The sequence below is a fragment of the Pseudomonas sp. H3(2019) genome (assembly GCF_007713465.1).
In the GTDB taxonomy this organism is placed as follows: domain Bacteria; phylum Pseudomonadota; class Gammaproteobacteria; order Pseudomonadales; family Pseudomonadaceae; genus Aquipseudomonas.
Map to the genome: position 1 here is coordinate 1 of NZ_VMSG01000024.1, position 25,851 is coordinate 25,851.

Consider the following 25,851-nt stretch of genomic DNA (forward strand, 5'->3'; position numbering starts at 1 on the left):
CACAGCATCGAGGATCAGGTGATGACTTTGAATGTGGAGTTCATGGAGCGCTTACGTACTTTCTAGTACAGTCTGGCTCAAAGAGCCCCTTCTACATTGGCGAATACGGCAAAGCAGAGGGATACAACGTAATTGAACGTATTAGTCGTCACTTTGCGAACAGCGGAACTCTTCGCCGAGTCGCCATAAACCTATCAGCCTTTGGGGTTCCTCAGCCATCAAAGTTCTCAGCTTACGTGAAGCAGTTGCCAGATGAGTATCGAGATGATGCGAAACGAAAGAGCCTCGAGGCGTGGATTATTCATATCGTTTGTCACGAACTGAAAATTCAAAGCAAGTCATTTTGCGTTGTTAAGTACCAAGCTCCCACGCACAATGAACAGGCGATTGCCAGAGAAATCATCAATGAATTCGTGCGCAGCACATAACAACTTCCTGCCACCCGCGCAATACAGGGACAGACCACGATCATGAGTTTGAGCAAAACGTGGTCCACCCCTGAAAAACTCCTTAACCCAGTTACTAGCATCACTCGCCATATATTGATTAAAAACTGCTTACCCACTCATCTGTGGCGTTGTATCTTGCATAATAATCTCGCTTTTCCGCCTCATTTAAACTTGTGAAAAACGGGAAGAAGAAGTTGTCGTTGTAGTAACCCGGAGCGCCTTGCATGTTTCCGCCCCACCATGATGGATTGTAACCCTCAAAGGCTACCCAAGGCGGAGGTACGGCGAATTTCTCACCATGGATAGCCTTCAGTAAATCAGTGCTATTCGTAACCAGCCGTATAGTGACGGAGTTGAATTCTCTGGTGGATACAGAAAAAATCAAGTGTTCACTCTTTTGAGCGCTCTCATACAGCTTCACGGGTAGATCGTTGAATTCTTTCTCGTTTACAAATGTGAAGCTTGATTCCACGATCGCCCAAAACGCATGAATGTCGCCTCCATCGATCAGGAGCGAAACGTAATAAGCTGGAACACCCACATCTTCCAAAGACACCGCTCTCAGCTGGCCAGACTGAGTGTGGATCGTGTGCAACAAAGGCTCAGTAAAAACTGTTTTGAGCTCTGTTATGGAATACCCGACAACTTGTTCCTTGGGGTCTTGCCTGACAAAGGTCTTGATACGACTGAAAAAATTCATGACCCTCCTCACTCCTTGAGATATTCAGTTAGCCAAGTCGCCCCGCGATAATCGGCCGCCGCCCCACAACACGTCAAAACACCAACTGCAACGTCTCCTTCCCCTCCAACGCCAACAAAAACTGCTTCGCCCCCAACCCACCCGCAAACCCGGTCAAACTCCCCGAAGCCCCAATCACCCGATGGCACGGCGCAACTATCGAAATCGGATTCTTCCCATTCGCCGCCCCCACCGCCCGAACTGCCTTCGGATTACCAATCTGCTGGGCAATCTGGCTATAACTCCGCGTCTCCCCAAACGGAATCGTCAGCAACGCCTGCCAAACCTTTTGCTGAAACTCCGTCCCGGCAAAATCCAGTTCCAGCTCAAAGCAATCACGCTCACCCGCGAAGTACTCGTTGAGTTGGCGCTCAGCCTCCAGCAACACCGGGCTGTGGATATCTTCCTGCAACGGGCCGATACGAACCCGGTCGAACTTTTCGTTTTCCCACAAGATCGCGCAGAGCGCGATGCCCTTGGCGACCAGGGTGAGGGTGCCGACGGGGGATTTCATCAGCTTGAATACGTACGACATGGTTGACTCCTTGATCCGACGGAGGCCTTAGGCGTCATTGGACGTTGAAGGCGATCGATCATCTGTGTCAGAGGACGTATTCAGAGTAATTGTGGGTTCAAACGCAAGAACTACGTTTCTTGCGATTGAATTTTGCAGGCTGATGCCACCCGCGTTTAGCGCTATTGATCGTCAGCCGCTTCGGCATCTTCCACAAAGTAGCAATTATTGCGCTTACCGCTTGGGTCGATGATGAATGCGCCCTGCCCTTTGCCGCACTCGAGCGGCTGGGTGGCCGAGTCCAGTCGTGTCTTGCCGATCCAGACATTCAGCCGGGAGATGTAGATGGCCATGCCAATGGCGATACTCAGCACCAGCAGCAAGCAAAAAACAAACTGTGCGGTGTAATGGTCGCTTTCCTTTTCCGAGCCTGCGGGTTGCATGTCGAGGTCCTGTTGTTGAAACACGCCGTCACGATAAGGAGCATCGGGTTAACGTCAGGTGAACATTGTCGCGACGGAAGGTAACTCCGCTATCCTCTGCCCCACTAGTGAAAAACCGTGGGTCTGTGCGTGCATATTCATCTGTTGTTGGTCGAAGACAACATCGACCTGGCGAACACTGTCATCGAGTACCTGGAAATCACCGGGATCGTCTGCGACCACGCCAGTGATGGGCAAAGGGGTTTGAACCTGGCGCTTGCTCAGCACTATGACGTGATCTTGCTCGACATCATGCTGCCGCGCCTGGACGGCCAGCAGGTGTGCAAAAAGCTGCGCGAGCACGGCAATCAGACGCCGATCCTGATGCTCACTTCGCTGGATGCCCTGGCCGACAAACTCGCCAGTTTCTCGGTCGGGGCCGACGACTATCTGGTCAAACCCTTCGAACTGCCGGAACTGGTTGCCCGGATTCGTGCCCTGAGCCTGCGCCGCAGTGGCCAGGCCAGTCGGCTGCAAGTCGCTGACCTGATCATGGACCTTTCAACGCGCAAGGTCAGTCGCAACGGTCAGGAACTGCACTTGTCGCCAACCGGCTGGACGTTGCTTGAATGCCTGATGCGCTCCAGCCCCGCCGCCGTCAATCGCGAGCGTCTCGAAGCGGCAATCTGGGGTGATGAATTGCCGGACAGCAACACGCTCAAGGTGCACATGCACCGTCTGCGCAAGGCGGTCGATAAAGACTTCGACGTGGCGCTGATCCACACCCTGCCCGGTATCGGCGTTCAGTTGGGGGCGACATGCGCAAAGGCCTGAGCCTGAAGTGGGTGATCAGCGGCAGCCTGCTGTTGATCATTGCCGTGGTGCTGATCATCTATAACCAGCTACTGCCGGTGTATACCATGCGCGGGTTCCTGTTTACCGCCAGCGCGATGATGGAAGAGGAAGCGCAATACTTCGCCCGGCACTACCAGCAGGACCCGACGACTCCGCCGCCCGATAACTACTTCGTCAAGAGTGCTATCGGCAAGGAAGCCTTGCCGAGAAACATCCGCGACCTGCTCGACACCACGCCGACATTGGTCTTCGGCGCTGTGCAATTCTTCGGTGACATGGAATCCGACGACGAGGATGACGGCACGGCCATCCTGATCCACCCGTTGTACGACGGTAAAACGCTGTATATGTACGACACCGACCACGACCATGAAGCAGGCGGCGTGGTTGAGACGCCGTTGTCCGATGCCTACCTGGAACACGAGTTGGCGATGACCGGCATGATCGGTCTGGCGGTGTTCATTCCGGCGCTGATCATTATCGCCCTGCTGGTGTGGTGGGTGGTCCGGCCGCTCGGTCGGCTGACGCAATGGTCGACCCGCCTGGAAAGCCTCGGCGCGGCACCGAATGGCCGACCGCATTTCATCTTTCGCGAGTTCAATGTGCTGGCCGATTCACTGGCCCACAGCGTGCATCAGGTTAAAGCTGCGAGCCTGCGTGAAGAGCGTCTGCTGCGCTACACCAGCCATGAACTGCGTACGCCGCTGGCGGTGCTCAAGGCCAATGTGGAATTACTCGCCGTGCAGTCCGGCGGCGAACTGCCCCCGCCCTTGCAGCGGATCGAGCGCTCGGTGCTGAACATGCAGCGGATTGCCGAGACGTTGTTGTGGATGAGCCGCGAGAGCCCGGAAGCGCTGCGCGAAGAACCGCTCGACATGCGCCAGTTGCTCAATGAACTGATCCAGGAACACCGCTACCTGATCGGCAAACGCGATATCGAATTGATCCTGCACATCAGCGACGAGCCTTGCCGGCTGCCCCTGACGGCGTGCCGCATCGTGGTGGGTAACTTCCTGCGCAACGCCTTGCAATATGCTGACGATGGCAGCGTCGAAATCACCTTCGAACAGCTGCAACTGCGCATCGTCAATCGGATACGCGACACCCAACAGCATCAGGAATCTACCGATTTCGGTTACGGCCTCGGGCTCGAACTGATGCACCAGCTCTGCGCAAAACTGGACTGGCACATCGAGGTCGCGCCCGAAAAGAACCGCTACACGGTCACTCTGAACTTTTCAGCTCAGGCACCGCAACAATTCCCGGAAGCAACGGACGCCTGAACCTCCATCAGTGCGCCTCCTCCCGATCATCGTGCAGCAACCCAAAGATGATCATCCCTAGGCACTGTTTGGGAGCGATCAATCGCTAAGCCAACAACCCCAACTCCTTGGCCCGAGCCACGGCTTGGGTACGGCGTTCGACACCGAGCTTGCCGTTGATGTGGCTGGCGTGGGTTTTGACGGTGTGCAGCGAGATGAACAGCTGATCGCTGATTTCCTGATTCGAGCAGCCTTGGGCGATCAATTGCAGGACTGCCTGTTCGCGGGCGCTGAGCGCTTCACTGGGATGCTGAAATTCAACCGTCTCGCGGGCCGTGGCCTGAGGCAAGCGCTCGATCAGGCACATAACCTCGTACCGTTTTCACCCTAGCGTTGACCCCACGAAAATCACACCTTCAAACTGAACAACGCCACCTGCGGCGTCTCACTCACCCAGTAACCGCTCACCGACCAGCCAGCACGCGCTGCCAGTCGGGTGAAGGATTCCACGGTGAATTTGTGCGAGTTCTCGGTATGCAAACGTTCGCCGTCGCTGAAGTGGAAGGTGTGTCCGGCGACCTTGACCACTTGTTCCCGGCGGCTCACCAGATGCATCTCCATGCGCTCATCGATGTCGTTCCACAACGCCAGATGGTCGAAGGCCTCGATGTTGAAGTCTCCCTCCAATTCACGGTTGATGCGGATCAGCAGGTTCTTGTTGAACCGCGCGGTCACCCCTTCGGCGTCGTCGTAAGCAGCGACCAGGATGTCGGCGTCCTTGAGCAGATCCACGCCAACAATGAAGTGGGCCTCATCACCCAATAACCTATGGGCCGAACGCAGGAACTTCACGGCTTGATCATGGGTGAAGTTGCCGATGGTCGAACCGGGGAAAAAACCTACGCAAGGGTGCCCGGCCGCTTCGGCCGGCAATTGCAGTGCGCGACTGAAATCATCGACCAGCGGCGCGACCTTCAATTGCTTGTAGTGCTTTTTCAGCAGCGCGGCGGCCTTATTCAGCGCAGTCGCGCTGATGTCGATGGGCACGTACAGCCCAATCTGGGGCGCGGCGTCGAGCAGCAGGCGGGTTTTCTCGCTGACGCCGCTGCCGAACTCCACCAGAGCCGCGCCCTCTGGAATCGCATCGGCAATCTGTTGCGCAACCCGGGTCAGCAGACCGGTTTCGGCACGCGTCGGGTAATACTCGACCGTCTCGCAAATGGCCTCGAACAGCTCGGAGCCCGTGGCATCGTAGAAGTATTTGGGCGACAGGCTTTTCACCGGGGCCGACAAGCCGCCGATGACATCACGACCAAATTCACTGTCGTGGTTGTTCACCGCACCCGGCTGACGCGCATCTCGGGCCAGACGCAAACCGGAGAACATCCAGCGCTTGTCCGGGCCGAAAAAGTTACGATAGGTCAAGCGGGTATGGCCCGGGGAGGTGATGCTGGCACCCCCACGCAAAACCATCACGTTGATCATGAACTTGCCGTTGTATTCGCCCACCGCGCTGTCCGCCGGACGGAATCCCGGGTAGGCGTTGTACGCACTTTGTGTCCACTGCCAGGCCACGTTATCGACTTGTTCCAGCAGACCCGCTTTAGCGGCGGCTTCCCACTCGGCTTCGGTGGGCAGGCGTGCATCGGCCCATTGGGCAAACGCAGCGGCTTCGTAATAGCTGATGCTGATCACCGGAGCCATCGGGTCGATGGCTTCCAGACCACGCAACGTCATCTGCCGCCAGCCCTGGTCATCGTGCTGCCAATAAAGCGGGGCGTTCCAGCCGTTCTGCTGCACTGCCGCCCAGCCGTCTGACAGCCATAGGCTGGCTTTGCTGTAGCCGCCGTCCGCCATGAAGGCCAGCCATTCACCGTTAGTCACCAGGCGGTCGCTGATCTCGAAGGATTGCAGGTAAGTGGTGTGTCTTGGGCCTTCGTTGTCGAAGGCGAAACCGTTGCCCTTGTGACCCATTTCGGTCAGCCCGCCCTTGAGCGGCTTGAACTGGCCGCGACGCCCGGAGAGGTCTTTGGGCCAGCGCAGGTCATAGGCTGGCTTGAGCGAGGAGGTACTGAACAAATGCAGGATGTCCATCAGCAACAGCTCTTGATGCTGCTCCTCATGGGCCAAACCCAGCTCGATCAATTCGGCGGTGCCGCTGGGCAACGCCGACTGGAGCAAGGTACGCATGTGTTTATCGACATGCTTGCGGTAGTCCAGCACCTTGGCCACGGTCGGACGTGTCATCAACCCGCGTTGTGGCCGGGGATGACGGGGGCCGATGGCTTCGTAATAGGAGTTGAACAGGTAACCGAACGCCGGATCGAACAGGGGGTAGTCGACGACGTTTTCGGCCAGCAGAAACGTCTCGAAAAACCAGGTGGTGTGCGCCATGTGCCACTTGGCGGGGCTGGCATCAGGCATTGACTGGACGACCATGTCCTCAGGGCTGAGCGGTGCAATCAGGTTCTCTGTCCTGCTGCGAATAGTTTGGTAGCGCTTGAGAAGCGCGCTACTGGCGGGGAGGTCGCATAGCTCACTTAAGGTGCTGGTCATCAGGTTTTCTCTCCGCTGAATCGTCGCTCCGCTGGTCTGTCGACTCTCTGGTATTTTCAGAGGAGGCAGGGCTTCGTACGTTCTTTCCCTGACCGAGTTCCTTGATTTGCGCCACTGTCGGGTACGTGTCTTCGTAGGTCCAGACCGCGTTTTCGGCGGTCTTTGCGCCGTCGCCAAGGCTCAAATAATTGGCGCGACCCTTGTAGGGGTAATGAGTTTGATGTTCGGTCCGCGCGTAATGTTCAATCCGAATGTCGGATCTCGGGATATAAAAAACCGCTGGACTCTGAACACATCGGCAGCAGTCCATGCAACGGGGGCCATCAAAACTCAAGTTGCAGCGTCTCTTTACCTTCCAGTGCGAGCAGCAACTGCTTGGCCGCGAGTCCACCCGCAAACCCGGTCAGACTCCAGAGAGTGGGAACGATAGCGCCTTGGCCTACACCAACAAGCCCAATTCCTTGGCCCGAGCCACGGCTTGGGTACGGCGTTCGACACCGAGCTTGCCGTTGATGTGGCTGGCGTGGGTTTTGACGGTGTGCAGCGAGATGAACAGCTGATCGCTGATTTCCTGGTTCGAGCAGCCTTGGGCGATCAATTGCAGGACTGCCTGTTCGCGGGCGCTGAGCGCTTCACCAGGGTGCTGCAACTCAACCGTCTCGCGGGCAGTGGCTTGGGGCAAGCGCTCGAGCAGGCTCTCACGCAGTGCACCGGCCGGACACTGCGCCAGTTGCTCACGCAACCAGTCCGGGCGATCGCGCAGTAACCCTTCAAAAGGTTGCAGGACACCACCGGCCGCCGCCTCGAAGGCCAGCCCCAAGGCCTGGCGCGCTTCGGCTTCACGGCCAATGTTCAGCAGCAGCGCCACCTTCTGAATCAACGCCATCACGCTGAGCATCTGCCTTCCGGTCTTCTGCCCATGTTCCAGCAGTGCGTTCAACCGCCCTTCGGCCAGCATCGGCTGCCCTTGGATGGACTCCAGCAGCGCTTGCTGCAATTCGATGTGCAGCGGCATTTGCGGATGAAACTCCGGCGGCGCCGCGGCTTGCTCGCCGTTGTAAGTCTGGCCTAGTCGCGCCAGCCAGGCTTCGGCCAGATCGGTGCGCCCCTGAGCCAGCCACAGCTCACATTTCACCAGCGTGATCATCGCCAGGTAGTAAATTGGCGGCACATCCCAGATGTGCATCAGCCGTTCGGCCTCGGCCAGTTCGGCAAACGCCCGGGCAAACTCGCCTTTGCTGCCTTCAAGCTTGGCGATCACACAATGACCGATCAGCACGCTGATATCGCGACAGGCCCGCGCTTCGTTCAATCCCGTCCGCAAACGCGCCAGCCCGGCTTCGGGCTGCAGGCGCAGGGTCAGCAGGAAACCTTCATACAAGGTCAGGCGTGCGCGAACCGCATACAGCCGCTGCGACGATAATCCCTGCAAACGTTGCTGGCCGTGATGCACTTCGTCCAGCGAACGGAGAATTTCCCCACGCGCTTGCAGCACTCGTGCGCGGTCGTAATGAGCCAGCGCCTCGAACAGCGGATTACCGACCCGTTGCGCCAGTTCCAGCGACTCACGGTTCAAGCCCCGGGCGCGCCACAGATCCGCGTCGGCGATCGCCAGGTTGGACAAGGTCGACAGGCACATCAAGCGTTGCCCGTAGCGTTTGTGCGGCAGGCTCTCCAGCGCCTCGTTGCAATACAGCAGCGTCAGTTCACGCTGGCCGCGACCACGGGCGATGATCCCGCTGAGCGCCAGCCACTGCGCCAGCATGGATTTCTGCGCGGTGGCCGACGGCGCGGGCAGGAAGCGACTCAAGTGGCTGGCCAACTCTTCGGCAGCGTCGAGCTGGCAGGCCAGCCCCAGCGCCCAGCTGTACAGCACGATCAGCCGCGGTGTGCTGATCAGCAGGCTGTCGGGCAAGTCCATCTTCCAGCGCAGCAGCATGCCGACGTTCTGTTCGGCCAGCAGCTGTTCTTCGGAAAGGTTCTGCACCAGGTTCGCCGCTACATCCAGATGCCCGGCGCGCAATGCCTGCTCCACTGCTTCATCGAGCAAACCCTGGGCATTGAACCAGCGACAGGCGCGCAGGTGCAGGCTGGCGGTGGGCACCATGGCATTGGCAGTTGGCCGGCTGCGCAACAGATCGGAAAACAGATGGTGATAACGGTACCAATGGCCGTGCTCGTCGAGCGGCACCAGGAACACTTGATGGGACAGCAGAAAGCGCAGGATCTCGGCGCTGTCATGGGCTTCGCGCACGGCGTCGCAGAGCTCGCTGCAAAAGCGCTCTTGCGGTGCGGTGTCGTACAGAAATGCCTGCACTTCGGCGGGCAGGCAGTCGATGACTTCTTCAAGCAGGTAGTCGCGTATCAAGCCTTCGCCACCGTGCAGCGGCTGCGGCAACCTGCCGCCATTGCGCGCTTCAGAGGCGGCCAGCAACCAGAAACGCAGCCCCGCGACCCAGCCTTCGCTGCGCTGGATCAGATTCTCCAGCGCCTCGCCGCGCAATGAACTGCTGTGTCGATCAAGCAGCGCCAGGGATTCATCGTGGGTCAGGCGCAGGTCCTGTTCGCTCAGCTCAAGCAATTGCCGCGACAGGCGCAAACGCGCCAGGTGCCAGTCGGGACGCTGGCGACTGGTCACCAGCACCAACAGGCCATCGGGTAAATGATTGAGGAAAAATTGCAGGCAGCGATCGAGCACCGGGCCCTGGGCCAGATGGTAGTCATCCAGAACCAGCAGCAGCGGCGTACTCGGTGACAGGTGAATGGCCAACTCGTCGAGTAGCCCGTCCAGCCATTCTTCGAAGGCGAACGGTTGATGGCGTTGACGCATTTTCAGCAGGCCGAGGGCCTGGCTGCCCAGCTGTGGAAAATAGTCTTGCAGGCCTTCAAGCAGCCGTTCGAGGAAGCGCCCGGGGTCATTGTCGCGCGGACTCAACCCCAGCCAGAGGCTTTGCCAATGCGCCGGCAGGCTCTGACAGAACTCCACCGCCAATGAGCTTTTACCGAACCCCGCTGGCGCGCTGACCAACAGCAATCGCCCTTGCAACCCGGCACTCAGCCGCTCGCACAGACGAGGCCGCAGCACATAGCTGTCAGGCAAGGGGGGCCGGTAAAAACGCCCTTCCAGCACAGGCATTGCAGCGCCGGATGGCCTTTGGATTCGAAACAGGTCAGTCATAGCCAACTCTTGTTTAGGTGCTGTTGTCGGCATTGCAGATGTCCGCAGACTAGCGGTAAACCGGAGCGGATTGAAGGTTCCTGCTACAAATGGCTACAAAAAGACTACGAAAAAAAGTTGCGGGGCTGGTGATGCACCGATCTTTTTTTGAGACAAAAAAAACGCCCCGAACCAGTCGGGGCGTTTTTCGAGGATGCGGCCTCTGTGTTACGACACGTTAGCGAACGCCGTCCTGAGCCAGCGCAGCCGGGGTGAAATCACTGGTGCTCGCGGTGAAGCCGAAGTCATACGCGCGTTTCTCTTCGTTCTTCATCCCCAGCGCCAGGTAGCGGCCGGACTGCAGGTCGTAGAGAGCTTCCAGGGCATACCACGGCACTTGCTTGTCGTAGTAGTTCTCGGCATGCGCCTCGGCCACACGCCACAGTTGACCACGACCGTCGTAGTGATCGATGACTGCGGCTTGCCAGGTGTCTTCGTCAATGTAGAAGTCACGCTTGGCATAAATGTGACGCTGACCTTCCTTCAGGGTGGCAACCACATGCCAGACGCGACGCAGTTCGTAACGCGTCAGGTCCTGGTTGATATGACCGGCCTTGATGATGTCGTCGTACTTGAGCGTCGGCGAGTCGAGTTTGTAACTGTCGGAGGCAATGTACAGCTCTTTCTTGCCTTCGAGCTTCCAGTCGTAACGATCCGGCGCACCGTTGTACATGTCCAGGTTATCGGAAGTACGCAGGCCATCGGCAGCCGTCCCCGGACCGTCATACGACACTTGCGGGGCACGACGCACACGACGCTGACCGGCGTTGTAGACCCACGCCGAACGCGGTTCCTTCACCTGGTCGAGGGTTTCGTGAACCAGCAGCACGCCACCGGCCAGACGCGCCGGCGCAGTCACTTTCTGCTTGAAGTAGAACAGGATGTTGCCCGGGTTTTTCGGGTCGTAATCCTTCATTTTGTCGCGAAACACGAATTGGTCCTGGAAGTACACCATGCTGTACGAGCCGTTCGGCTGCGGCGTGGCCTGGGTCACCAGACGGGTCACGCTGCCGCCACGATAGCGGGTGATGTGGTTCCAGATGACTTCGACGCCGCTTTTCGGAATCGGGAACGGCACGGCCGTTTTGAAGTTCTCCAGACCGTTGCCACCGGACACCAGGTTGGTGTTGGTGGCGTTTTCCTTGATGGCGGCGAACACATCATCCGGCACGGTCGCGCCGCGATGGGACGGGTACACCGGCATTTTGAAGGTGTCCGGGTAACGCTTGAACATCGCGTATTGGCCCGGCGCCAGTTTGTCTTTGTACTTGTCGACGTTTTGCGCGGTGATGGTGAACAGCGGTTGCTCACTGGCATACGGGTTGGACAGGAAGCCCTTGCTGTCGACGGCCCCGGCGTTTTTCGCCATGGGTTTCCAGGCCGGGATCGAGCCATCGGCATTGCCTGCCATTTCCGCGCCCATCGGCGTCAGGCTCTTGCCCAACTTGTCCGCCTCAGCAGCCGGAACCGCTGCCATGACCGCGGTTGCCAACAGCGAAAGCCCGAGGACACCCGCTTGCAACAGACTTTTGGTTACTTTCATATTCTTGTTCGTCCTGATGATGCAGTGCTTAGAAGTTCACGCCGACGCTGAGCGCAACGAAGTCGCGATCATCCACGGTGCTGTACTTGCCGCCAAAGAAGTTGGTGTAGGCGAGGCTCGCGGTGTAGGTGTTCTGGTACTCGGCATCGAGACCCAGGCTGACCGCTTTGCGACCTTCCTCGAAGTTGCCGCCAGGGCCTGGCGAGTAACCGCTGACGTCATGGGACCAGGCGACGTTCGGCTTGAGGTTCACACCGGCGAAGACGTCCGGGTATTCCCAGATGGCGCGGGCGCGGTAGCCCCAGGAATTGGCGGTGGTGAAACCGTCGTTGTTGCAGTTGGTGCTGCGGTTGTTGGCCGACGCACCTGGCCCGGCACCGTTGATGGTGGAGGTGTTGAGGATCTGCGAGCAGGTGTCCAGACCACCCGTGGCAGGCAGTTCGCCTGGGCCGAAGACCGGATCGCGGCCATAACGGACATCGGACGTGCTTTCCAGGCCACCGACGTGAGTCAGTCCGACTTCACCTACCAGAGTCAGACGCTGGGCGCCCATGACCTGATCGAAGAAGTGCGTGAAGGTGGTCTGGATCTGGGTGATTTCCTTACGGCGATAGCCGTGCAGGTCTTCCCCTGGAACCCCTTGGAGCAACGAAGCGTTGGTCAGCGCGCCACCCAGCGGACGAACACCGGCGAAGAGGATATCGGTGGAGTTCAACTGCACCGGCGCATTCGGCCGGTAGCTGATCTCACCGCTCCACGCCGTACCGGTAGGCAGGGTGGTGGAGAAGCTCAGACCATAGAGGCGGATGTCTTCCGGGTACTCGACGAAGTACTGCGAGTTACCCGCGACTACCAGCGGCCCCAGGGCCTTGAATGGACCTGGCAAGGCTGCGACGCCGTTATAGACCGATTGCGGAGCACCGGTCGCACTGAAGATCGGCGCACGGCTGTGGTAGTTCATGAAGTAGGCGCCGAACTCGGTGTCCAGCGGATCGAACATGTACTTGAAGGCCGCGCCCCACTGGCCGCCGTTGCTCGCCTCGCGGTCCCTACCACGACGAACCAGTACACCCTCTTCGTTGACGTCGACACCATTCGCGGCCAATGGCCCCAAGGCGACGGCCGGGATGGTCGAACGCTTGCTCAGTACGCGCAGATTATCAGTGCAACCGTTGGCAATGATGTCTGGCTGGGAGAAGAAGGTACCGCAGTTGTCGACAACGGTCTGGTCCCAGCCGATCTGGTAGAACGCTTGAGCCGACAGGCTCTCGGTCAGGCTTTGCGAGATGTAGAACATGTTGACCGGGATCAGGCCTTCCTTGATCTCGGCACCGGGACGACGGAATGCGGACACGTCGATCGGGTTGATCGAGTTGATGCCGCCACCGATGAAGGTACTTTCGCCCCAGTTGACCACCTGTTTGCCCAAGCGCACGGAGCCCGGCTCATCGGCAATGGAGTAGTTGTGGTAGACGAAGGCGTCGAGGATTTCCCCACCCGACGACCTGGCGCCTTCCTTGCGTCCGTCGTTGCTGACGTTCTTGAATTCCAGGTCCTGGTTTTGCAGCGCGAAGTCGTACCAGTATTTACCGCGCACGAAGACGCCGGTATCGCCGTATTTCAATTCAAGGTCATGGATGCCCTTGAAGATTTTCGAAAAGGCTTGCCCGCTCTTGAAGTTCAAGTGACCGTCATCGGAGGTCTGGGACAGGCCCTTGCCACCGTTGTTGACACCGATCAGGTTCTTGTTCGGTTGTTGGGTCGATACGCTCATGCCCAGGGAGAGGGACGAGTCGAACTGACCTTCAATTTCACCGACGTTGAAACTGACGCCGAATGCGGGTCCGGCGAGCGTAGAGGCGAGACTGACCGCCAGAGGCAGTTTCGCCCGGCGCCAGAACTGGTTTACTGATGTCATCGACGCTACTCCATGTGCTTTTATTGTTATGGCAGTGAGCACTTTTAAAAACGCTCTGAAGGACGGAGAGCCATGCGCTCGCGAAATCATTCAAAGTTGCATCGCCCCGTTTTGTGCGTTTGCCCCGTTCTTAAAAATCCTTGAGCGGACTATAGCCAGCAGGTAGTACTGCTTGATCCCTCTAAAGTGTGATTTGCAGCCCCCACAACTTCAGAGCAGTCCTGTTGCCAGTCCGACAGATGTCGGCCCGGCAAGGATGGCTGAAAATTCGGAATAAACAAGCCAAGCGCTTGCTTGGTGGGCTTGCCGGGCCCTTTCGGGCTCGGCAAAGGACGCTTAAAGCGTCGAAAGGAAGGTGCTGTTGCTCGCCTGCCATTGCGCGATGTCGACGCGGATCCGCTTCTTGTCGAGCTTGCCGACACTGGTCTTGGGAATTTCAGTAACAAGGGCGATCTGGCTCGGGATGGCCCACTTGCTCAGGTGCCCCAGTTCGACGAACGGCTTGAGGTGTTCCTTGAGCTCCCTGGCGCCTATCGCATGGCTTTCACGGAGTACCAGCAAGGCAAACGGGCGCTCGCCCCATTGCGGGTCAGGGATACCGACCACTGCTACTTCGCGTACCCCCGGATGACGGCTGATCAGGTCTTCGAGGTCCAGGGAGGAAATCCACTCGCCACCGGTCTTGATCACATCCTTGATCCGGTCACGGATGTCGATCACCCCCATGCTGTCCAGGGTCGCGACATCACCAGTGTGCAGCCAGCCCCCGGCCCAGAGCTCTTTGCCCTTCTCGGATTCGTTGAAATAACCTTCGGTCAGCCACGGCGCACGCAGCACCAGTTCGCCCTGGGACTCGCCGTCGGCCGGCAGGAAGTTGCCGTCAGCGTCGATGATCGCTGCTTCCACCAGGGGACCCGGCACGCCGGCCTTGATGCGATACGTGGTGCGTTCGTCTTCGGTGCCGGCCATCAGCTCATCGTTGAGGTGAGCGCAGGACACCAGCGGCCCGGTTTCCGACATGCCATAGGCGGCGGTCAACTGAATGCCCTTGGCCTTCGCCGCTTCGTACAGCGCGCGGTTCAGGGCGCTGCCACCGATGACGATTTTCCAGCCGCCGAAATCCGTGCCTTGCGCGGACTTGGCGTTGAGGACCATTTGCAGAATGGTCGGCACGCAATGGGAGAAACTGACCTTTTCCTTGCGCCACAACTCCACCAGGTATTCCGGGTCGTAGCGGCCGGGGTAAACCTGCTTGAGCCCAAGCATGGTCGCCACGTACGGCAAGCCCCAGGCATGCACGTGGAACATCGGGGTGATCGGCATGTACACGTCGTTGGTGCCCAGCAGGCGAACGCTGTCGATGCTGCCCATGATCGTCGACACGCCCATGGTGTGCAGCACCAGTTGCCGATGGGTGAAATACACGCCCTTGGGATTGCCGGTGGTGCCGGTGGTGTAGAAGGTGGTCGCCACCGAGTTTTCGTCGAAGTCTTCGAAGCTGTACTGCGTGCTTGCGGCAGCCAGCAGTTGCTCGTACTCGCCGATCAGGTTGGGCAGGTCGGCGGTTTTTTCCGGCAAGTCGGTGAGCAGCAGGGTTTTCTCAACCGTGGTCAAGTGCCCGGCAAGCGCCTGGTACAGCCCGACGAACTCGCTGTTGACCAGCACGAAGCGGTCCTCGGCGTGGTTCATGGTGTAGAGAATCTGTTCGGGCGACAGGCGCACGTTGATGGTGTGGATCACCGCACCGATCATCGGGATGGCGAACATGCATTCGAGGTAGCGATGGCTGTCCCAGTCCATCACGGCCACCGTATCCCCGGCCTTGACCCCGGCCGCCGTGAGCACGTTGGCCAGCCGCGCGACACGCTCGATGAGGGTCGGGTAGCTGTAGCGCAACTGGTCGCGGTAGACAATCTCGCGGGTTTTCTCGTAACGGCTGCCGGACATCAGTAACCGCTTGATCAACAGCGGGTATTGATAAGCGCCTTCGGCTGGCGGAATAACGCGAGTCTCCAACATAAGCATCCCTTTATCTGACTACACGGTCGTGACTGAAAAGATAAGCACTTTAGTTAGCCGGAGCGCCAGCTAAATCAGCCAAAGGGATGATTTGCAGAGCCGTACAAATGCTAGCCTTGCGCCAGCACCTGAACATAAAAACGTCATCCATTACGCCGTTTGGCCTACAGCCGCCTCCGCCGGTGTGCGTGGGAATGCTAGCGCAGCGACGAAGGTCAACGCCGCAAACCCTGCAAGAATCAGGTAAAGGCCCACAAAACCCTGACGTGGTTCGATAAACGTAATCAGTGGAATCGCCGTGGCACTGGCACCGAACGACAAGCAATAACGCAAGGCGAAGACTCGTGATTGCCATTGCGGCGCAACGAAGTTGGCGACCATCGAGTCATTCACCGTAACCTGCCCGAATACCACGAACATGAACGCGGCACCGAGCACGATCACCGCCGAACCTTCGACATAGGCCAGGCCAAACAGCAGTGGCGCCTGGCACAGGGTCAGCACCATGAACGGCCACTTCAGGCTGAAACGATGCAACACCCGGCCAATGCTCAACTGCGCCACGGCACCAAAGGCGTAGGCCAAACTGACCACGACACCGAGCGTTTGCGGTGAAGCAAACAGGTCGTGCAAGCGCTCCTGAAACAACTTCGGATAGGTCATGGTCGTGGCGTTGAACACCACCCCGCCGGTAGCGGTGGCCAGCGCCAATACGCTGAACACCATGACCATGGAAATCCGCTGACCTGCGGCCCCCTTGAGCGGTGCATGAGGGCGCACTGGAATCGGCTCTTCACGCACCTGCCAGGCAAAGCCTGCGCCCAACAGAATGGCGACCACACCCGGCAAGATGAACGCCGAACGCCAGCCGAACTGCGCAACGAGCAGCCCGGTGATCAACGCCGAAAACGCCACCCCCAAATTGCCCCACATGCCGTTGATGCCGATTTCCCGACCACGGTTTTGTGCATAAGCCACCAGCATCGCGGTACCGACCGGGTGGTAAATCGCCGCAAACACCCCCATCAGCGTCAGCCCGAAGACCAGCATCGGCGCACTGCTGCTCAAGCTGGTAAAAATCGCCGAGGCGCCGATGCCGAAGAAAAACACCAACATCATCTGCCGCCGACTCCAGCGGTCACCCAGCCAACCCGCCGGTAGTGAACAAGCGCCAAAGGCAATGAACCCGCCGAGGGACAAGCCAATCATCGCCGCGTAATCCAGCGCAAAGACCTGAGTCATGCCAAGCACGGCGGCGGGGAAAATCAGCATGAACATGTGATCGATCACATGGGCTGCGTTGATATAGCGGATGACGTTTCGGGGCTGATTCATGGCGGCACGCTTTTCGTTGTTATCGTGGCGCTATGCTAAGTTGGCGATAAAACGCGTTACTGACAATAAACTCATCGAATCAGACATGATAATCAGCCATTTCCAGCATGGACCGGTCAGCGCCTACCCACGGGATTACATGGATGGCGCTCACCAGGAACGGCATCGACATCGCGAAGCGCAGTTGCTGTATGCCGTGTGCGGCACGATGCGAGTGGTCACCGCGCAAGGCGCTTGGGTGATTCCGCCAACCCGGGCGGTGTGGATTCCGCCGCTGGTCGAGCATGAGATTTTCATGTCGGGCGAGGTGCGCATGCGTTCGCTGTTCATCGCCGCCGAACTATCTCCGCCAAACCTTACGCAGTGCTGCGTGCTCGCGGTCACGCCCTTGCTGCGCGAGTTGATTCTGCGGGCGGTACAAGGTCCTCAACATGCCGAAAACCCATTGATCCAGCAGTTGATGCTGGAAGAAATCGCCAGTCTGGAGAACCTTCCGCTGCACATCCCGATGCCCGAGGATCGGCGTTTGCAAGGTATCTGCCTGGTGCTGCTGCAAACCCCTGGCCACCCCAATACGCTCGAAGACTGGGCGCAACAGGTCGGCGCCAGCTCACGCACGCTGGCGCGTCTGTTTCAGCAACAATTGAAGATGAATTTCAATGCCTGGCGCCAGCAGTTGCGCCTGATGGAAGCCCTGCCACGCCTGCTCGCCGGCGAAAGCGTGCAGAACGTGGCGCGTGAGCTGGGGTATGGCAGTGCCCGAGCCTTCAGCGCGATGTTTCGCAGATTGCTGGGCGACAATCCCCGGGAATACCTCAACGCGCTGAATCAGTTCAGCGCAATCAATGCATCTCGGTAAACGCCAGCTTCACACCAATGGCGATCAGCACCACGCCCATCGTGCGGTCGAACCAGTGGCCCATGCGGGCGAAACCGGCCCGTACACGCTGTTGGCTGAACAGCATCGCCACCAGGCAGAACCAGATCGCGGTGGCCACTGCCAGGTAAACGCCGTAACCGGCCTGAATCGCCAATGGTGTATGCGGACTGATCACTACGGTGAACAACGACAGGAAGAACAGCGTGGCTTTGGGGTTCAGGCCGTTGGTCACGAACCCTGAGGTAAATGCGCCGCGGGCGGTGCGCTCGCCGGCTTCCTTATGCAGGTCTTCGGTGGCCGGTTTCGCCGGTTGCGCGCGCAGGGCCTTGAAGCCGATGTACAGCAAGTAGGCGGCCGCCAGCCATTTCAGCGCGTTGAACAGCACGATCGACTGCGAGACGATCAGGCCGATACCAAGCAACGAGTAGCCCACGTGCAGGAAAATCGCCGAGCCGACGCCCAGCGCCGTCCAGGTCCCGGCGCGACGACCGTGGGTCACGGCCTCACGCACCACCACGGCAAAGTCCGGACCCGGGCTTGCCACGGCCAGCAGGTGAATCAGGGCGACGGTCAAAAACTCTGTCCAGTACATGGGGGGCTCCTTTAGGCCAAGCGTAACGACTTGTTTCATCTGGTAGGCTCGGCAGATTACGCCTTCAGACTCACGCGCAAAAGGTACAGTTAATGACCAACAATCGCCGCGCCGTATTCCTCGACCACAGTTCCCTGGACCTCGGCGACCTCGACCTCAGTGGGTTGCAGCAGTGCTTCGACGACTTGCAACTGTGCTCGCTGACCACGCCCGACAACATCGTCGAACGGCTGCAAGGCGCGAGCGTGGCGATCAGCAATAAAGTCCTGCTGAACGCCGAAACCCTCAAGGCCTGCCCCGAACTGAAGCTGATCCTGATCGCTGCCACAGGCACCAACAATGTCGACCTGGCCGCCGCCCGCGCCCAAGGGATTACCGTGAGCAACTGCCAGGGTTACGGCACGCCGTCGGTGGCGCAGCACACGATCATGTTGCTGCTCAACCTCGCCACCCGCCTGAGCGATTACCAGAAAGCCGTCGCTGAAGGTCGCTGGCAGCAGGCCAAACAGTTCTGCCTGCTGGATTTCCCGATCGTCGAGCTCGAAGGCAAAACCCTCGGCCTGCTCGGCCACGGTGAATTGGGTGGCGCTGTTGCGCGGCTGGCCAAGGCCTTTGGCATGCGCGTGTTGCTCGGCCAATTGCCAGGGCGCCCGGCCCGCGCCGACCGCTTACCGCTGGATGAACTGCTGCCGCAAATCGACGCGCTGACCCTGCACTGCCCGCTCAACGAACATACCCGTAACTTCATTGGTGCCCGCGAACTGGCACTGCTCAAACCCGGCGCCTTTGTGGTCAATACCGCACGCGGTGGGCTGATCGACGAACAAGCCTTGGCCGATGCGTTGCGCAACGGGCATCTGGGCGGCGCGGCGACCGACGTCCTGAGTGTCGAGCCACCCACCGCCGGCAATCCGCTGTTGGCCGCCGACATCCCGCGCTTGATCGTCACTCCGCACAACGCCTGGGGCAGCCGCGAGGCGCGGCAGCGGATCGTCGGTCAACTGACCGAAAACGCCCAAGGCTTCTTCAGCGGTACAGCGCTGCGGGTCGTCAGTTGATAAACTGCCGCACTTTTTTTCAAGGAGCAGAGTATGGATCCGCGCAGTGAAGTACTGCTTCGTCAGGCTGAGTTGTTTCAAGGCGAGTTGTTGCTGGCCGGTTTGCCCGCCGATGACCTGCTGGGCAAATTGCCCAACGCTCACGGCTGGTGCTGGCACGCAGGCGACCAGGCGGCGCTGGACGCACGCTTTGCCGAGCGCAGCCACTTTGGCGTGAATGCCCCGAGCCGCGAGTTTGAAACGGCCGTTGTGTTCCTGCCCAAATCCAAGGACCTGACCGATTACATCCTCAACGCCCTCGCCTCGCGCCTCGCCGGTCGTGAGCTGTACCTGGTGGGTGAAAAGCGCAGCGGCATCGAAGGCGCGGCCAAACAGCTAAACCCCTTCGGCAAACCGCGCAAGCTCGACAGCGCACGCCACTGCCAGCTCTGGCAGGTCACCGTGGCCAACGCGCCCGAGGCCAAATCGCTGGAAAGCCTGGCGCAGGAATACGAACTGCCACTGGCTGAAGGTCCACTGAAAGTCATCAGCCTGCCCGGCGTGTTCAGTCACGGTCGACTGGATCGCGGCAGTGCCCTGCTGCTCGAACACCTCGACAAACTGCCAAGCGGTCACTTGCTCGACTTCGGTTGTGGTGCCGGCGTGTTGGGCGCGGCAGTGAAACGGCGTTATCCACACAACACCGTCACCCTGCTCGACGTTGATGCGTTCGCCGCAGCCAGCAGTCGCCTGACCTTGGCCGCCAACGGTCTGGAAGCCGAGGTGCTGACCGGCGATGGCATCGACGCTGCACCGATGGGTCTGAGCGCCATTCTGAGCAATCCGCCGTTCCATGTCGGGGTTCATACCGATTATCACGCCACGGAGAATCTGCTGCGAAAAGCAGCCAAACATCTGAAAAACGGCGGTGAACTGCGCCTGGTGGCCAACAGTTTCCTGAAATATCAGCCGCTGATCGAGGAGCATCTCGGTGTGTGTGCGATCAAGGCCGAAGGTCAGGGTTTTCGAATCTACCGGGCCAAACGCGGCTAGAAATTAGCGCTTGCCGAATGGATTTTGCCTAGGCAGAATCCGCTCCGTCCTAGGGGAGTAGTCTCCCACGAGCGCCATGCTCGTCCGGCATACGTCAACATACTTGGTCCTCAGACCATGGCGTATGCGACCCAAGCGTCCACTCAGATGGATCGCAGGGTTTGACAAGACCTATGACACGCACACCTTACCCGGGGCGGGGAGGCTGTACGTGTCATAGCCGTGTCGACCCGCCCCTTAGGAAAACCCTGATGCTGGATTCTCTTCTCGTTCCCACCGCTGTCGTTGCCTTGGCCGAAATCGGCGACAAGACGCAATTGCTCGCGCTCATTCTCGCCGCACGCTTTCGCAAACCCTGGCCGATCATCGCCGGTATCGTCGCGGCAACCCTGGCCAACCACGCGGCCGCGGGTGCCGTCGGCGCCTGGTTCGGGAGTTTCTTCTCGGATGCGACGCTGCACTGGATCCTCGCCGCAAGCTTTACCGCGACGGCGCTGTGGACCCTGGTGCCAGACAAGATGGATGAGGACGAAGCCAGCACTGCGCGCAAATTCGGGCCGTTTCTGACCACGCTGATTGCGTTCTTCCTCGCCGAAATCGGCGACAAGACCCAGATCGCCACCGTGATGCTCGCCGCTCAGTACCCTGAGCTGTGGCTGGTGATCATCGGCACCACGCTCGGCATGCTGATTGCCAACGTGCCGGTAGTGCTGGCGGGTAATTTTGCCGCAGACAAACTGCCCCTGACCCTGATCCGCCGCCTGGCAGCATCGGCGTTCTTCATCCTGGCCATCGTCGCGGTGTACAAGGCGATGCAGAGCAGCGGGTGGGTGTAACCCAGCAGGAAGATCGTTCCCACGCAGAGCGTGGGAACGATCATTGGCTCAAGACTTTTTGGCCTGCTGGTAAAGCGGCATGACTTTCGGAATCGCTGCCTGGAGCGACGCAACCCGGCTGCTGGACGCCGGGTGAGTGCTCATGAATTCTGGCGGCGAACCTTCGGAAGCCTTGCTCATCTTGTCCCACAGAGTGATCGCCGCGTTCGGGTTGTAGCCAGCGCGGGCGGCCAGTTCCAGGCCGATCAGGTCAGCTTCGTTTTCATTGGCGCGACTGTTGGGCAAGGTCATGCCGTAGTTGGCCACGGTATCGGCCAGGGCCAGCGTGTCCTGCCCCAACCCGAGCAAGGCACCGGCGCCCTGCTTGGCCATTTCGATGCCATAGGCCTTGGACATCGCTTCACGACCATGCTCGCGCAAGGCGTGGGCAATTTCATGGCCCATGACCGCAGCGATTTCATCGTCGGTGAGTTTCAGGCTGTCGATCAACCCGGTGTAGAAAATGATCTTGCCGCCAGGACCGCAGTTGGCGTTGAGCTCGTCACTCTTGATCAGATTGACTTCCCACTTCCACTGCGCCGAATCCGGCCGGAAAACCGGTGCCTGTGCGATCAACCGATTGGCAATCGCCTGGACCCGTTTGGCCTCATTACTATTCTTGTCCAGCACACCCTTGCTGCTCGCCTCACCCACAGTCTTTTGGTAGGACTGGGCATACATCTGGTTAACCTCATCGGTCGACAGCATGCTGAACATGTACTGCTTGCGCTCCACGCCCACCGCGCCACCGTTGGTGGTGTTGACCGACTGGCAACCACTGAGCAGCAGACTTGCACCCAGTGCACACAAAACCAATGCCTTACTCATGAACAGCCTCCCTGGAAATATGGCGCGTATCCTAGGCGGTGCTTTGTATCAGCGCTAGATACAACAGACATGTAGCACGTCATTTACCGATACATTCCCCCTCACTGTCGCAATAAATTCATAAAACACCGTGCCCCGAGAGCACGCGGGCCTGACACCTGTCTCTATGCGACCTGCACAGATCAAAAACAGTCATCGGCAAAAAACCCGCTCATGGACCGCCGCACCTGCGCCGATACAGCTCGGCAGACGTCATCTTGCGTCCGGAGCCCCTATGAAATTCAAGTCGATCCAGTTTTCCGTCGCCGCGCTTGCCGGCGCCATCGTGCTCAGCGTGGTGGCGACGCTGGTGCTGTATGCACTGTTTTCCGGCGCGCGTACCCAGGAAATGGTCCAGCAGCGGACCCAGGCGCAATTCGAGCAAGTCATCGAGCAACGCCTGCGTGGACTGGCGCAAACCCAGGTCAGCCAGATCCAGCGCGAACTCGAAGCGCCCCTGCTGATCGCTGGCGGTCTGGTTCGGGTCAACGCCTTGATTGGCTCCCAGGATGCCGACGGCAAACCGGCGCTGACCCTCAGCCGTGAGCAATTGATCAGCCTGATCAAGGAAAACGTCGCGAAGAATCCGAAGATTCTCGGCACTTACATCGGCTGGGAACCGAACGCACTGGATCACAATGACGCGGCCTACATCGGCAGCAAAACAGTTGGCATTGATGCCACCACCGGGCGTTTCCTGCCGTGGTGGTTCCGCAATGACGACGGCAGCCTGGGCGTCGACAAGCTGGCGGACGTCAACGACCGCACCGCGTTGTCCACAGGCGTGCGCGCCAGTGAGTACTACCTGTGCTCCCAGGAAGGCAAAAAATCCTGCGTGATCGACCCGGCGCCTTACAAGGTCGGCGACAAGATCGTCATGCTCGCCTCCTTTATTGAACCGATCATGCTCAACGGCACCTTTCAGGGCATCGTCGGCGCGGACTTGTCGGTGAACTTCATTCAGGAAATGCTCCTGGCCGCGAACCAGAAGCTTTATAACGGTGCCGGTGAAATGGCCCTGATTGGTGGTAACCAGCGCTTGGTCGCCTACACCAAGGACCCGAGCAAGTTCGGCGAAAAGGTCAGCGACATCCTCGACGCCACTCAGGTGGCCAACCTTGGCAAGCTCAATCGCGGCGAAGTGACCTATAACGTCGACAAGGCCAACGGCAGGATCGAGCTGTACCTGCCATTCGGTATTGGCCAGACCGATGCGCGCTGGACCCTGCTGCTGCAATTGCCGCTGAACGCGGTCATGGCCGATCTGCAACAACTGCAGGGCGACCTGAACACCCAGCGCAAGGCCGACACCTTTGGCATGGCCATGGTCGGCCTGGTGATTGCCGGCCTGGGTTTACTGGTGATCTGGCTGGTGGGCCACGGTATCGCCCGCCCGCTGAAACAGATGGTTGCGATGCTTGATGACATTGCTCAGGGCGAAGGTGATCTGACGCGCCGCCTGACCAGCGACCGCGCCGACGAACTCGGCTCGATCGCCAAGGGCTTCAACACCTTCCTCGCCAAGTTGCAGGCGATGATCACCCAGGTGGTGACCTCGGTGCAGAGCGTCAGCGATTCGTCCGAACACACCGCCGACATCGCCATTCGCACCAACCTCGGCGTGCACAAGCAAATGGCCGAGATCGATCAGGTGGCCACCGCGGTGCAGGAAATGACCGCCACCGCCCAGGACGTGGCCCGCAATGCGACCCAGGCCGCCCAAGCCGCCAGCCATGCCGATCAGGCCGCCGCCCAGGGCATGCAGATCGTGCGCGACACCTCGACCTCGATTGGCGTCCTCGCGGTGGAAATCGGTAGAGCGGTCGGTGTGGTGCAAACCCTGGCCAAGGACAGCGAGAACATCAACGCGATCCTGATCGCCATTCGCGGGATTGCCGAACAGACCAATTTGTTGGCGTTGAACGCGGCCATCGAGGCCGCACGGGCCGGTGAACAAGGCCGGGGCTTTGCAGTGGTGGCCGATGAAGTGCGCAACCTGGCGCAGAAAACCCAGCAGGCGACTGAAGAAATCCAGTCGATGATTCAGCAGTTGCAGCAAGGCACGCGCGACGTGGTGCGGGTGATGGAAGACAGCCAGAACAAGACCGACGAAAGCGTGCAGCACGCGGCCAAGGCGGCGCAGGCGCTGGAGACCATCACTCAGGCGGTGTCGGTCATCAACGACATGAACACCCAGATCGCCAGCGCCGCCGAAGAGCAAAGCGCAGTCGCCGATGACATCAACCGCAACGTGATCAATATCGGCCAGGTGGCCAATGAAGTCGCGGGCGGCGCGGATGAGTCGAGCGCGGCCAGTGCCGACCTGACCAAACTGGCCGAGCAGCAGCGGCGGTTGATCAATCAGTTCAAGGTCTGATCCCAAGACCCCATCGCGAGCAGGCTCGCTCCCACAGTTGACCGAGTTCCAATGTGGGAGCGAGCCTGCTCGCGATGGCGTCAGTCAAGGCGACCTGATCAACCCGGCGTCAGACACTCTGGCGCATTGAGTTTCGGATCATTCACCAGATTCGCCAGTACCCGTTCGCGCAAGGCGGCAGGTTCGCTGGCGAGCAGCGCCTGCAAGGTGTGCAACGGGGTTTCGGGGTTGAGCCAGGCCTCTTGACCGGCGGCATCGAGAATCAACGGACGACGCTGATTCGAGGCGGCCTGAGTCACCACCGCCGTGCTCAGCCACACCTGTTCCTGCACTGGATACGCTTCCCAGATCGCCGCAAAAAACAGCGCCGAGCCCTCGCCCGGCGTCAGCCAGTAAGGGCGCTTGCGGGTAGTGCCGCGCCATTCGTAAAAGCCGTTGGCCGGCAACAGACAACGGCGCAGACGGAAAGCCTCACGAAACATCGGTTGCTCGGCGACGGTCTCTGCCCGGGCATGGGCCGGGGTTTTCGACAGGTCGGTCAGCCACGGCGGCGTCAGCCCCCAACGCGCGCGGGCCAGCGTGCGCTGCCCCGCCTCGGCGCGCAGGATCAGCACCGAATCATTGGGCGAAATATTCCACTGCGCCTGCTGATCGGCCGGGAAGCCGGGCAAGGCCGCGAACGCGGGGTTCCAACGAAACAGGGCAAAACGTCCACACATGGGGCAACACGACTCTGAACGAAAACAAACGCCAGCCTAACAGACCAGGACGTCGGGAAAGCTATCCGGTTCGTCGCCGGGCATCGGCAGCGCGGCATTGTACGCAGCGATCAACTCCCGGGCGTATTGCGCCTGATCGTTATCCACCGCCAGTCCCAGCAGCCCGAACACCGGCAACTCGCCCGCGCCGCCCAGCAGATCACGCCCCACCAGATGCGCCTCGACCCCTTCGCTGGCCAACATGCCCTGCAACAACTCACCTTCCATCAGGTTTTCCGGTTCGTAGATGCGCTGCATAGCCGCCACCCTTCACTCGTTTTCGCTGTGAACTTCGAGCATCCATTCATGACCATCTGTCTGCAGAGTAAATTTGATCGGTCGACAACACACAGGGCAATCCTCGATATACGTCTGATCCCCTCCCGACAAATCCAGAACCGCCTCTGACTCTTCACCACAATAAGGACATTCGTAGCGCTCGGTTTCCAGCATCGCGGTCTCCCAAGTGACTTGTGCGTATAATCGCCGGTCTATTTGCAGGGCCATTTTTGTTTGGGCGTATTTTTCAGACTGTACACCTGCCGTAATCGATCCAATCCATTACTTACCCTAGCCGTTTCTA

General features: G+C 59.4%; 23 protein-coding genes, 3 pseudogenes and 1 riboswitch. Of the genes and pseudogenes, 9 read left to right on the top strand and 17 right to left on the bottom strand.

Features of this window, described 5'->3' with window-relative positions:
* Nucleotides 1–428, top strand: a 428-nt coding sequence (locus FPT12_RS27705; protein ID WP_178098845.1) for a hypothetical protein, incomplete at its 5' end; no start/stop codon positions are given.
* A 118-nt stretch (nucleotides 429–546) separates the two neighbouring features.
* Here the strand turns inward: FPT12_RS27705 and FPT12_RS21470 are convergent.
* The 3 genes from FPT12_RS21470 to FPT12_RS21480 form a co-directional block, all read right to left on the bottom strand.
* Complete coding sequence (locus FPT12_RS21470) at nucleotides 547–1,149, bottom strand: hypothetical protein (RefSeq protein ID WP_145019730.1); 603 nt, start codon at nucleotides 1,147–1,149, stop codon at nucleotides 547–549.
* Between the two features lie 73 nt (nucleotides 1,150–1,222).
* Nucleotides 1,223–1,723: a methylated-DNA--[protein]-cysteine S-methyltransferase gene (locus tag FPT12_RS21475; protein ID WP_145019733.1), complete on the bottom strand. Its 501-nt coding sequence runs from the start codon at nucleotides 1,721–1,723 to the stop codon at nucleotides 1,223–1,225.
* 161 nt (nucleotides 1,724–1,884) lie between these two features.
* Nucleotides 1,885–2,145, bottom strand: coding sequence for a hypothetical protein (locus FPT12_RS21480; RefSeq protein ID WP_145019735.1), 261 nt, complete (start codon nucleotides 2,143–2,145; stop codon nucleotides 1,885–1,887).
* A gap of 129 nt (nucleotides 2,146–2,274) precedes the next feature.
* Here FPT12_RS21480 and FPT12_RS21485 point away from each other — a divergent pair, with 129 nt between their 5' ends.
* The gene (locus FPT12_RS21485; protein WP_145019738.1) at nucleotides 2,275–2,958 is read left to right on the top strand and encodes a response regulator transcription factor; all 684 of its coding nucleotides are present in this window, start codon (nucleotides 2,275–2,277) and stop codon (nucleotides 2,956–2,958) included.
* Nucleotides 2,943–4,262: a HAMP domain-containing sensor histidine kinase gene (locus tag FPT12_RS21490; RefSeq protein ID WP_145019741.1), complete on the top strand. Its 1,320-nt coding sequence runs from the start codon at nucleotides 2,943–2,945 to the stop codon at nucleotides 4,260–4,262. Before FPT12_RS21485 ends, FPT12_RS21490 begins: the two co-directional genes overlap by 16 nt.
* A gap of 85 nt (nucleotides 4,263–4,347) precedes the next feature.
* Here the strand turns inward: FPT12_RS21490 and FPT12_RS21495 are convergent.
* From FPT12_RS21495 to FPT12_RS21535, 9 genes and pseudogenes are all read right to left on the bottom strand, one after another.
* Nucleotides 4,348–4,542, bottom strand: a pseudogene (locus tag FPT12_RS21495) (response regulator transcription factor); the annotation flags it as partial.
* Between the two features lie 107 nt (nucleotides 4,543–4,649).
* On the bottom strand, nucleotides 4,650–6,797 hold the full coding sequence (gene egtB / locus FPT12_RS21500; RefSeq protein ID WP_145019744.1) for an ergothioneine biosynthesis protein EgtB: 2,148 nt from the start codon (nucleotides 6,795–6,797) through the stop codon (nucleotides 4,650–4,652).
* The gene (locus tag FPT12_RS28415; protein ID WP_371922601.1) at nucleotides 6,778–7,107 is read right to left on the bottom strand and encodes a DUF427 domain-containing protein; all 330 of its coding nucleotides are present in this window, start codon (nucleotides 7,105–7,107) and stop codon (nucleotides 6,778–6,780) included. The genes egtB and FPT12_RS28415 overlap by 20 nt, the downstream gene beginning before the upstream one ends.
* A gap of 13 nt (nucleotides 7,108–7,120) precedes the next feature.
* Nucleotides 7,121–7,207: pseudogene (locus FPT12_RS21510) on the bottom strand (cysteine methyltransferase); the annotation flags it as partial.
* 29 nt (nucleotides 7,208–7,236) lie between these two features.
* Nucleotides 7,237–9,975 carry a LuxR C-terminal-related transcriptional regulator gene (locus tag FPT12_RS21515; RefSeq protein ID WP_145019750.1) on the bottom strand — a complete coding sequence of 913 codons (2,739 nt, stop codon included), beginning with the start codon at nucleotides 9,973–9,975 and terminating at the stop codon, nucleotides 7,237–7,239.
* A gap of 217 nt (nucleotides 9,976–10,192) precedes the next feature.
* Complete coding sequence (locus FPT12_RS21520) at nucleotides 10,193–11,557, bottom strand: DUF1329 domain-containing protein (RefSeq protein ID WP_145019753.1); 1,365 nt, start codon at nucleotides 11,555–11,557, stop codon at nucleotides 10,193–10,195.
* A 28-nt stretch (nucleotides 11,558–11,585) separates the two neighbouring features.
* Entirely contained in the window at nucleotides 11,586–13,475 is a 1,890-nt protein-coding gene (locus FPT12_RS21525) for a DUF1302 domain-containing protein (protein WP_145019756.1), read from the bottom strand.
* A gap of 336 nt (nucleotides 13,476–13,811) precedes the next feature.
* Entirely contained in the window at nucleotides 13,812–15,494 is a 1,683-nt protein-coding gene (locus tag FPT12_RS21530) for a fatty acid--CoA ligase (protein WP_145019759.1), read from the bottom strand.
* 150 nt (nucleotides 15,495–15,644) lie between these two features.
* Nucleotides 15,645–16,829, bottom strand: coding sequence for an MFS transporter (locus FPT12_RS21535; RefSeq protein WP_145019762.1), 1,185 nt, complete (start codon nucleotides 16,827–16,829; stop codon nucleotides 15,645–15,647).
* A gap of 85 nt (nucleotides 16,830–16,914) precedes the next feature.
* On the opposite strand from FPT12_RS21535, the gene FPT12_RS21540 reads away from it, so the two are divergent.
* Nucleotides 16,915–17,688, top strand: coding sequence for a helix-turn-helix domain-containing protein (locus FPT12_RS21540; protein WP_145019765.1), 774 nt, complete (start codon nucleotides 16,915–16,917; stop codon nucleotides 17,686–17,688).
* Here FPT12_RS21540 and FPT12_RS21545 read toward each other — a convergent pair.
* A complete protein-coding gene (locus FPT12_RS21545; protein WP_145019768.1) occupies nucleotides 17,672–18,301 on the bottom strand; it encodes a LysE family translocator in 630 nt (209 codons plus the stop codon). The two genes, FPT12_RS21540 and FPT12_RS21545, sit on opposite strands and share 17 nt — an antisense overlap.
* Before the next feature lie 92 nt (nucleotides 18,302–18,393).
* Here FPT12_RS21545 and FPT12_RS21550 point away from each other — a divergent pair, with 92 nt between their 5' ends.
* The 3 genes from FPT12_RS21550 (at nucleotide 18,394) to FPT12_RS21560 (ending at nucleotide 21,227) form a co-directional block, all read left to right on the top strand.
* Complete coding sequence (locus tag FPT12_RS21550) at nucleotides 18,394–19,359, top strand: 2-hydroxyacid dehydrogenase (RefSeq protein ID WP_145019771.1); 966 nt, start codon at nucleotides 18,394–18,396, stop codon at nucleotides 19,357–19,359.
* 33 nt (nucleotides 19,360–19,392) lie between these two features.
* The gene (locus tag FPT12_RS21555) at nucleotides 19,393–20,391 is read left to right on the top strand and encodes a class I SAM-dependent methyltransferase (RefSeq protein WP_123582786.1); all 999 of its coding nucleotides are present in this window, start codon (nucleotides 19,393–19,395) and stop codon (nucleotides 20,389–20,391) included.
* Nucleotides 20,392–20,431: 40 nt separating this feature from the next.
* A riboswitch (yybP-ykoY riboswitch) is annotated at nucleotides 20,432–20,553 on the top strand.
* A gap of 89 nt (nucleotides 20,554–20,642) precedes the next feature.
* Nucleotides 20,643–21,227: a TMEM165/GDT1 family protein gene (locus tag FPT12_RS21560; protein ID WP_071553377.1), complete on the top strand. Its 585-nt coding sequence runs from the start codon at nucleotides 20,643–20,645 to the stop codon at nucleotides 21,225–21,227.
* A gap of 48 nt (nucleotides 21,228–21,275) precedes the next feature.
* On the opposite strand, the gene FPT12_RS21565 is transcribed toward FPT12_RS21560, so the two are convergent.
* On the bottom strand, nucleotides 21,276–22,094 hold the full coding sequence (locus tag FPT12_RS21565) for a M48 family metallopeptidase (protein ID WP_145019774.1): 819 nt from the start codon (nucleotides 22,092–22,094) through the stop codon (nucleotides 21,276–21,278).
* Nucleotides 22,095–23,457: 1,363 nt separating this feature from the next.
* On the opposite strand from FPT12_RS21565, the pseudogene FPT12_RS28420 reads away from it, so the two are divergent.
* Both FPT12_RS28420 and FPT12_RS28425 read left to right on the top strand, forming a co-directional pair.
* A pseudogene (locus FPT12_RS28420) lies at nucleotides 23,458–23,655 on the top strand (HAMP domain-containing protein); the annotation flags it as partial.
* A gap of 111 nt (nucleotides 23,656–23,766) precedes the next feature.
* Nucleotides 23,767–24,510, top strand: a complete 744-nt coding sequence (locus FPT12_RS28425; RefSeq protein ID WP_371922602.1) for a methyl-accepting chemotaxis protein — start codon at nucleotides 23,767–23,769, stop codon at nucleotides 24,508–24,510.
* A 98-nt stretch (nucleotides 24,511–24,608) separates the two neighbouring features.
* Here the strand turns inward: FPT12_RS28425 and FPT12_RS21575 are convergent, their stop codons facing one another.
* The 3 genes from FPT12_RS21575 to FPT12_RS21585 are packed head-to-tail and all read right to left on the bottom strand — an operon-like array spanning nucleotide 24,609 to nucleotide 25,721.
* A complete protein-coding gene (locus tag FPT12_RS21575; RefSeq protein WP_103320210.1) occupies nucleotides 24,609–25,229 on the bottom strand; it encodes an SOS response-associated peptidase in 621 nt (206 codons plus the stop codon).
* A gap of 36 nt (nucleotides 25,230–25,265) precedes the next feature.
* On the bottom strand, nucleotides 25,266–25,526 hold the full coding sequence (locus tag FPT12_RS21580; protein ID WP_054595657.1) for a putative signal transducing protein: 261 nt from the start codon (nucleotides 25,524–25,526) through the stop codon (nucleotides 25,266–25,268).
* A 12-nt stretch (nucleotides 25,527–25,538) separates the two neighbouring features.
* Complete coding sequence (locus FPT12_RS21585; protein WP_123424980.1) at nucleotides 25,539–25,721, bottom strand: CPXCG motif-containing cysteine-rich protein; 183 nt, start codon at nucleotides 25,719–25,721, stop codon at nucleotides 25,539–25,541.
* Nucleotides 25,722–25,851 lie beyond the last annotated feature (130 nt).

Excerpts from the sequence above, each read along its gene's own strand:
- FPT12_RS21470 (WP_145019730.1), bottom strand. The coding sequence starts at position 1,149 with ATGAATTTTTTCAGTCGTATCAAGACCTTTGTCAGGCAAGACCCCAAG.
- FPT12_RS21475 (WP_145019733.1), bottom strand. The coding sequence starts at position 1,723 with ATGTCGTACGTATTCAAGCTGATGAAATCCCCCGTCGGCACCCTCACC.
- FPT12_RS21480 (WP_145019735.1), bottom strand. The coding sequence starts at position 2,145 with ATGCAACCCGCAGGCTCGGAAAAGGAAAGCGACCATTACACCGCACAG.
- FPT12_RS21490 (WP_145019741.1), top strand. The coding sequence starts at position 2,943 with ATGCGCAAAGGCCTGAGCCTGAAGTGGGTGATCAGCGGCAGCCTGCTG.
- egtB (WP_145019744.1), bottom strand. The coding sequence starts at position 6,797 with ATGACCAGCACCTTAAGTGAGCTATGCGACCTCCCCGCCAGTAGCGCG.
- FPT12_RS28415 (WP_371922601.1), bottom strand. The coding sequence starts at position 7,107 with ATGGACTGCTGCCGATGTGTTCAGAGTCCAGCGGTTTTTTATATCCCG.
- FPT12_RS21515 (WP_145019750.1), bottom strand. The coding sequence starts at position 9,975 with ATGACTGACCTGTTTCGAATCCAAAGGCCATCCGGCGCTGCAATGCCT.
- FPT12_RS21520 (WP_145019753.1), bottom strand. The coding sequence starts at position 11,557 with ATGAAAGTAACCAAAAGTCTGTTGCAAGCGGGTGTCCTCGGGCTTTCG.
- FPT12_RS21525 (WP_145019756.1), bottom strand. The coding sequence starts at position 13,475 with ATGACATCAGTAAACCAGTTCTGGCGCCGGGCGAAACTGCCTCTGGCG.
- FPT12_RS21530 (WP_145019759.1), bottom strand. The coding sequence starts at position 15,494 with ATGTTGGAGACTCGCGTTATTCCGCCAGCCGAAGGCGCTTATCAATAC.
- FPT12_RS21535 (WP_145019762.1), bottom strand. The coding sequence starts at position 16,829 with ATGAATCAGCCCCGAAACGTCATCCGCTATATCAACGCAGCCCATGTG.
- FPT12_RS21540 (WP_145019765.1), top strand. The coding sequence starts at position 16,915 with ATGATAATCAGCCATTTCCAGCATGGACCGGTCAGCGCCTACCCACGG.
- FPT12_RS21545 (WP_145019768.1), bottom strand. The coding sequence starts at position 18,301 with ATGTACTGGACAGAGTTTTTGACCGTCGCCCTGATTCACCTGCTGGCC.
- FPT12_RS21550 (WP_145019771.1), top strand. The coding sequence starts at position 18,394 with ATGACCAACAATCGCCGCGCCGTATTCCTCGACCACAGTTCCCTGGAC.
- FPT12_RS21555 (WP_123582786.1), top strand. The coding sequence starts at position 19,393 with ATGGATCCGCGCAGTGAAGTACTGCTTCGTCAGGCTGAGTTGTTTCAA.
- FPT12_RS21560 (WP_071553377.1), top strand. The coding sequence starts at position 20,643 with ATGCTGGATTCTCTTCTCGTTCCCACCGCTGTCGTTGCCTTGGCCGAA.
- FPT12_RS21565 (WP_145019774.1), bottom strand. The coding sequence starts at position 22,094 with ATGAGTAAGGCATTGGTTTTGTGTGCACTGGGTGCAAGTCTGCTGCTC.
- FPT12_RS28425 (WP_371922602.1), top strand. The coding sequence starts at position 23,767 with ATGGCCGAGATCGATCAGGTGGCCACCGCGGTGCAGGAAATGACCGCC.
- FPT12_RS21575 (WP_103320210.1), bottom strand. The coding sequence starts at position 25,229 with ATGTGTGGACGTTTTGCCCTGTTTCGTTGGAACCCCGCGTTCGCGGCC.
- FPT12_RS21580 (WP_054595657.1), bottom strand. The coding sequence starts at position 25,526 with ATGCAGCGCATCTACGAACCGGAAAACCTGATGGAAGGTGAGTTGTTG.
- FPT12_RS21585 (WP_123424980.1), bottom strand. The coding sequence starts at position 25,721 with ATGCTGGAAACCGAGCGCTACGAATGTCCTTATTGTGGTGAAGAGTCA.